Source organism: Gallibacterium genomosp. 2 (genome assembly GCF_000771895.1).
GTDB lineage: Bacteria > Pseudomonadota > Gammaproteobacteria > Enterobacterales > Pasteurellaceae > Gallibacterium.
The window spans coordinates 1-6,223 of sequence record NZ_JPXY01000026.1 but is presented as its reverse complement, the minus strand read 5'-3'; the positions used below and the strand labels follow the sequence as shown (position 1 = coordinate 6,223).

Here is a 6,223-nt window from a genome sequence, read left to right as displayed (position 1 = left end):
CAACTTTTGGGGTGCAGATCAGATCAAAACTATATTCCGCTAGATTCCCAAACCGAATATCAATTTGCTAAAGATTGTGAAACCAGCGAAGAAGTGGAATTTTATTTTAAGCTGCCTGAAAAATTTAAAATCCCGACCCCATTAGGGCATTACAACCCCGATTGGGCGGTGGTGTTTAAAGGTGAAAACAAAATCTATTTTGTGGCAGAAACCAAAAATACAGGAGAGGGCATTCAACGCGGTGTGGCGGAAGAAAAATTACGCGAAAGCGAGCAAATGAAAATTGCTTATGCACGTAAAAATTTTGATTATTTGCAAACAGAAAATTCTGATTTGGCTTATTGTGTGGTGGAGAAAGTAGTGGAGCTGTCAGAGAAATTATAAGGAAAAATAGGATTTAATTTATCAGTTGCTTTGTATGAGTTTATGATCTTTTAGATTTTTAGTTTTAATTGTAAAACATTAATTATTAGTGATTTTGAAAAGATAGAGCAATGTTACCCTATCTTTTCAAATAGTTATTATGCGTTTTCCACTTTATTCTTAATAAATTCAATCGCTTTCTGAATGCGGTTTAAGCAACGTTCTCTACCGATAAGTTCAAGTGTAATATCTAATGATGGAGATTGTCCTGAGCCTGTTACCGCAACTCGTAATGGCATACCGACTTTACCCATTCCAACGCCTAATTCATTCGCAGTTTGCTCGATTACTTGATGTAATTCGTGAGCTTTCCATTCCGGAAGTTGACGCAATTTTTCTAATGCAACGCTTAATGGCTGAATAGCTGTGGCTTTAAAATGTTTTTTCGCTGCTGCTTCATCAAATTCACTGAAATCTTCGTAGAAATAACGGCTGGCTGTTGCCATTTCTTTTAAGGTTTTACAGCGTTCACCTAGTGCTTTTACAATTTCGGTTAATTCTGGTCCATTTTGGGTATTAATTTTTTGCTCTTCCATATGCCATTCAAGATAATGAGCTACCTTTTCTACTGGTAATTCACGGATGTAATGGTGGTTTACCCATTGTAATTTGTCGGTATTAAATGCACTTGCTGAACGGCTAACCTGATGAATATCAAAGAATTTGACCATTTCTTCAATAGAGAAAATTTCCTGATCGCCGTGCCCCCAACCTAAACGCACTAAATAATTTAACAACGCTTCCGGCAAATAACCTTCATCACGATACTGCATTACATTGACCGCACCGTGGCGTTTAGATAATTTTTGACCGTCATCACCTAAAATCATTGAAACGTGTGCATATTGTGGCACAGGCGCGCCAAGTGCTTTTAAGATATTGATTTGACGTGGTGTGTTGTTGATGTGATCTTCACCACGCACAACGTGAGTGATGCCCATATCCCAGTCATCAACTACAACACAGAAATTGTAAGTTGGTGAGCCGTCGGTGCGGCGGATGATTAAATCATCAAGTTCGCTGTTGCTGATTTCGATTTTTCCACGCACGGCATCATCAAAAATCACTGAACCTTCGGTTGGATTTTTAAAACGGACAACGTGAGGTTCGCTCGGATCGTGATGTGTGTGATCGTGTAAGCAATGGCGATCATAGCGTGGTTTTTCTTTATTTTTTTCCTGCTGTTCGCGCAAGTTTTCCAAACGTTCTTTAGTACAATAACAACGATAAGCTAAACCTTGTTCTAACATTTGATCAATCACTTGATTATAACGATCAAAACGTTTAGTTTGGTAATAAGGACCGTGATCCCAAGATAAGCTCAACCACTCCATACTTTCTAAAATAGCATCAACTGCCTGCTGGGTGGAACGCTCCAAGTCGGTGTCTTCGATACGAAGTACAAATTCACCTTGATTGTGTTTGGCGTATAACCAAGAGTAAAGTGCGGTTCTTGCTCCGCCAACGTGTAAATAGCCTGTTGGACTTGGTGCAAAACGGGTACGTACTGTTATATTTGGATCTAAATTAAATAGTTTTTCGATTTCCATTATATTCTGCCTACAAATAAAAAATAAAAAACGGCTCTATTCTACTATGAGTTAGCATTATTCTTAATAAAAACTTGATATTTATGTTTACTTTTAGAACAGTTAGCAAATGAAAATCAAAAAGCGATTGACTGGATATAAATTATAATTATAATGCCACGAACACAAAATATGGGCGATTAGCTCAGTTGGGAGAGCACCTCCCTTACAAGGAGGGGGTCACTGGTTCGAGACCGGTATCGCCCACCATATTTTGTTAGTTGTCATAAGGGCGATTAGCTCAGTTGGGAGAGCACCTCCCTTACAAGGAGGGGGTCACTGGTTCGAGACCGGTATCGCCCACCACTTATGACAATCACCCAATATTAACAATGTGGGCGATTAGCTCAGTTGGGAGAGCACCTCCCTTACAAGGAGGGGGTCACTGGTTCGAGACCGGTATCGCCCACCACTATTGTTAGTAGCAACGAATTTCTATTCGGGCGATTAGCTCAGTTGGGAGAGCACCTCCCTTACAAGGAGGGGGTCACTGGTTCGAGACCGGTATCGCCCACCATCTTATCTTTCATTAATATTTCCGATTAAAGTTAATTTATTCTTGCTGACGAAAATGGTAAGGTATCGTCTATTGTTTTCCCATAGATAGCTTTTTATGCAGCCCAATCTTTATATCGGAATGATGTCCGGCACCAGCCTTGATGGTGTAGATACCGTTATTGTTGATTTTTCAAATGCCTTCCCTCGAATAGTGGCTTCATTATATGCACCTATGCCTCAGGATTTACGTGATGATTTGACAGATTTAATGCGTGGTGTGACAACTTTGCAGAAATTGGGTGAAATTGAACAGCGGTTATCTTGGCTTTATGTTGAGCAAGTTAGAGAAATTTTGCAGCAACAAAGATTCGCGGCAGAGCAGATTATTGCGATTGGCTGTCACGGGCAGACAGTTTGGCACGCGCCAACGGGAAAATATCCGTTTACAATGCAACTGGTGGACGGCAATTTATTAGCGGCACAAACAGGAATTACTACAATCACCGATTTTCGGCGTAAAGATATGGCATATGGCGGTCAGGGCGCGCCGTTAGTGCCGGCATTTCATCAAGCGATTTTTTCTAATCCGAAACATTTAACTGTATTGCTTAATATTGGCGGTATCAGTAATGTCACTATTTTATATCCGGACGGAACAGTAAGTGGCTTTGATACCGGGCCGGGCAACACTTTGATGGACAACTGGATTAAATTGCAGCAGGGTAGAAACTTCGATCAAAACGGTGAATGGGCAGCACAAGGTCAAGTGAATAAGGCATTATTGCAAAGCTGTTTGCAGACCGAGTATTTTCATCAGTTGCCACCGAAGAGTACAGGACGAGAACAGTTTAATTTACCTTGGTTACAACAAAAACTTGATGCTTTACCGCAAATTGCTGCTGTTGATGTACAGGCAACGTTATTGGAATTAACAGCACAAACAATAGTTGCACAATTACCGAACACACAAACTGAAACAACGTTATGGGTGTTCGGCGGCGGTGCGAATAATCCGGTTTTAATGCAGCGATTACAGGATTTATTGCCGCATTGGTGCGTCAGAAACAGTAATCAAAGTGGCATTGATGCTGATTTTATGGAAGCCGCTGCTTTTGCGTGGTTGGCATATCGCACTATAAATCATCAAAGCGGTAATTTGCCGTCTGTCACGGGAGCAAGCCAACGTGCCATTTTGGGAGCAATACATTTAGCAGATAAGATTAATAAGGATTTATGATGACTTCTCTTTCCCAAACTTTGAAACAACTCACTTCTGAACAACGTAATAGTGCTTCGTTAAATCTGGATCAGCTTTCTGCATTAGAAATCGTTCAATTAATGAATCAAGAAGATCAAAAAGTAGCATTAGCGGTGAATGATCAATTGGCTCAAATTGCACAGGCTGTTGAAGTTATTGTCAGCGCCTTTCAACGAGGTGGTCGCCTTATTTATCAAGGTGCGGGGACGAGTGGTCGATTAGGGGTTTTGGATGCGTCAGAATGTCCACCGACGTTTGGCGTGCCGTTTGGGCAAGTTATCGGTTTGATCGCGGGTGGTGACAGGGCGATACGAAAATCGGTGGAAAATGCCGAAGATAACCGCGAGGCTGGTAAAGCGGATTTAATGCAGATTCAGCTTTCAGATAAAGATGTAGTGGTCGGCTTGGCAGTCAGCGGTCGAACACCTTATGTCTTGGGTGGGTTAGCGTATGCGAAATCCCTTGGTGCAAAAACCGTAGCAATCAGTTGTAATGCGCATTCAGAGATGGCAGAAATAGCAGATATTGCAATTACGCCGATAGTCGGTGCGGAAATCTTGACCGGCTCATCCAGGTTAAAAGCAGGCACTGCGCAAAAAATGGTGCTGAATATGCTTTCTACCGCCAGTATGGTGTTAATGGGTAAGTGTTACCAAAACTTGATGGTGGATGTGCAGGCGACCAATGAAAAATTGCGACATCGAGCGGTAAATATTGTGATGCAAGCAACGGAATGTGATTGTGATACCGCAAAGCATTATTTATCATTGGCTGATAATCAGGCGAAATTGGCTATTATGATGATTTTAGGCAATTTGGATAAAGATCAGGCAAGTGCATTGTTAACGCAGTCGCAAGGAAAATTAGGTCAAGCAGTACAGAAATTAGGCGATTAGATTTCGGCTTATGGGCGGTAAATAGTCGTAATAATGGGAAATTAGGCGATAGCGTACTAAAACTGTAAAAAACGAACAGTTTTTGCTTGAGATTTAGTCTAACAATAAAAAATACCGTTTTTTTTGAAAAAAAGGCTTGCCAGAAGAAAAAAGATCCCTATAATACGCCTCACTTGCTTAACGATGCCGACTTAGCTCAGCAGGTAGAGCAACTGACTTGTAATCAGTAGGTCACCAGTTCGATTCCGGTAGTCGGCACCATCTTTCAAGTAAGTAGTAGCATTAGCATAGTGGAGGGATTCCCGAGCGGCCAAAGGGAGCAGACTGTAAATCTGCCGGCTCAGCCTTCGAAGGTTCGAATCCTTCTCCCTCCACCATTTTATGATGGGACAGATGAATATAGGTGCGGGCATCGTATAATGGCTATTACCTCAGCCTTCCAAGCTGATGATGCGGGTTCGATTCCCGCTGCCCGCTCCACGCTGATATAGCTCAGTTGGTAGAGCGCACCCTTGGTAAGGGTGAGGTCGGCGGTTCAAATCCGCCTATCAGCACCACCTCTATTTTTCTTTCCTTTTTTATATCCTGTAATTATCTTTGGTTAATGTGGTAATTTACGCCATCGATAACCGTGTTTTTTTAGGGGACTTTCCATGTCTAAAGAAAAATTTGAACGTACAAAACCGCACGTAAACGTGGGTACAATCGGCCACGTTGACCATGGTAAAACAACTTTAACCGCAGCCATCACAACCGTATTAGCAAAACACTACGGTGGTGCAGCTCGTGCATTTGACCAAATCGATAACGCGCCGGAAGAAAAAGCGCGTGGTATCACCATCAACACTTCACACGTTGAATACGATACTCCAACACGTCACTATGCACACGTTGACTGTCCGGGACATGCCGACTATGTAAAAAATATGATTACCGGTGCGGCGCAAATGGACGGAGCGATTCTAGTAGTAGCAGCGACAGACGGTCCAATGCCACAAACTCGTGAACACATCTTATTAGGACGCCAAGTAGGCGTACCATACATCATCGTATTCTTAAACAAATGCGATATGGTAGATGACGAAGAGTTATTAGAATTAGTAGAAATGGAAGTTCGTGAACTTCTATCACAATATGATTTCCCAGGTGACGATACTCCAATCGTACGTGGTTCAGCATTAAAAGCGTTAGAAGGCGACCCACAATGGGAAGAAAAAATTCTTGAATTAGCAAACTACTTGGATACATACATTCCTGAACCGGAACGTGCAGTAGACCAACCATTCTTGTTACCAATTGAAGACGTATTCTCAATTTCAGGTCGTGGTACCGTAGTAACAGGACGTGTAGAACGTGGTGTGATCCGTACAGGTGAAGAAGTAGAAATCGTAGGTATCAAAGAAACTGCGAAAACCACAGTAACTGGCGTAGAAATGTTCCGTAAATTGTTAGACGAAGGTCGTGCGGGTGAAAACATCGGTGCATTATTACGTGGTACAAAACGTGAAGAAATTGAACGTGGTCAAGTGTTAGCGAAACCAGGTTCAATCACTCCACAC

Annotated in this window: 4 protein-coding genes, 8 tRNA genes and 1 pseudogene; 12 read left to right on the top strand and 1 reads right to left on the bottom strand. The window is 42.0% G+C overall.

Annotated elements, in window-relative coordinates; all coding sequences use genetic code 11:
* Positions 1 to 384, top strand: a pseudogene (locus P375_RS06375) (DEAD/DEAH box helicase family protein); the annotation flags it as partial.
* Between the two features lie 137 nt (positions 385 to 521).
* Here the strand turns inward: P375_RS06375 and gltX are convergent.
* Complete coding sequence (gene gltX, locus P375_RS06370; protein ID WP_039135614.1) at positions 522 to 1,973, bottom strand: glutamate--tRNA ligase; 1,452 nt, start codon at positions 1,971 to 1,973, stop codon at positions 522 to 524.
* A gap of 173 nt (positions 1,974 to 2,146) precedes the next feature.
* Here gltX and P375_RS06365 point away from each other — a divergent pair.
* The 11 genes from P375_RS06365 to tuf form a co-directional block, all read left to right on the top strand.
* A tRNA-Val gene (locus P375_RS06365) sits at positions 2,147 to 2,222 on the top strand.
* Positions 2,223 to 2,242: 20 nt separating this feature from the next.
* Positions 2,243 to 2,318, top strand: a tRNA-Val gene (locus P375_RS06360).
* Positions 2,319 to 2,348: 30 nt separating this feature from the next.
* A tRNA-Val gene (locus P375_RS06355) sits at positions 2,349 to 2,424 on the top strand.
* 29 nt (positions 2,425 to 2,453) lie between these two features.
* A tRNA-Val gene (locus tag P375_RS06350) sits at positions 2,454 to 2,529 on the top strand.
* A 96-nt stretch (positions 2,530 to 2,625) separates the two neighbouring features.
* Positions 2,626 to 3,747, top strand: a complete 1,122-nt coding sequence (locus tag P375_RS06345) for an anhydro-N-acetylmuramic acid kinase (protein ID WP_039135612.1) — start codon at positions 2,626 to 2,628, stop codon at positions 3,745 to 3,747.
* Positions 3,747 to 4,664 (top strand): N-acetylmuramic acid 6-phosphate etherase, encoded by a 918-nt coding sequence (gene murQ, locus P375_RS06340; RefSeq protein ID WP_039135609.1) that lies wholly within the window; start codon positions 3,747 to 3,749, stop codon positions 4,662 to 4,664. Before P375_RS06345 ends, murQ begins: the two co-directional genes overlap by 1 nt.
* Before the next feature lie 185 nt (positions 4,665 to 4,849).
* Positions 4,850 to 4,925 (top strand) — tRNA-Thr (locus tag P375_RS06335).
* A gap of 31 nt (positions 4,926 to 4,956) precedes the next feature.
* Positions 4,957 to 5,041: transfer RNA gene (locus P375_RS06330), tRNA-Tyr, on the top strand.
* 28 nt (positions 5,042 to 5,069) lie between these two features.
* Positions 5,070 to 5,144, top strand: a tRNA-Gly gene (locus tag P375_RS06325).
* Between the two features lies 1 nt (position 5,145).
* A tRNA-Thr gene (locus tag P375_RS06320) sits at positions 5,146 to 5,221 on the top strand.
* A 96-nt stretch (positions 5,222 to 5,317) separates the two neighbouring features.
* Positions 5,318 to 6,223, top strand: a 906-nt coding sequence (gene tuf, locus P375_RS06315; protein ID WP_039135608.1) for an elongation factor Tu, incomplete at its 3' end; no start/stop codon positions are given.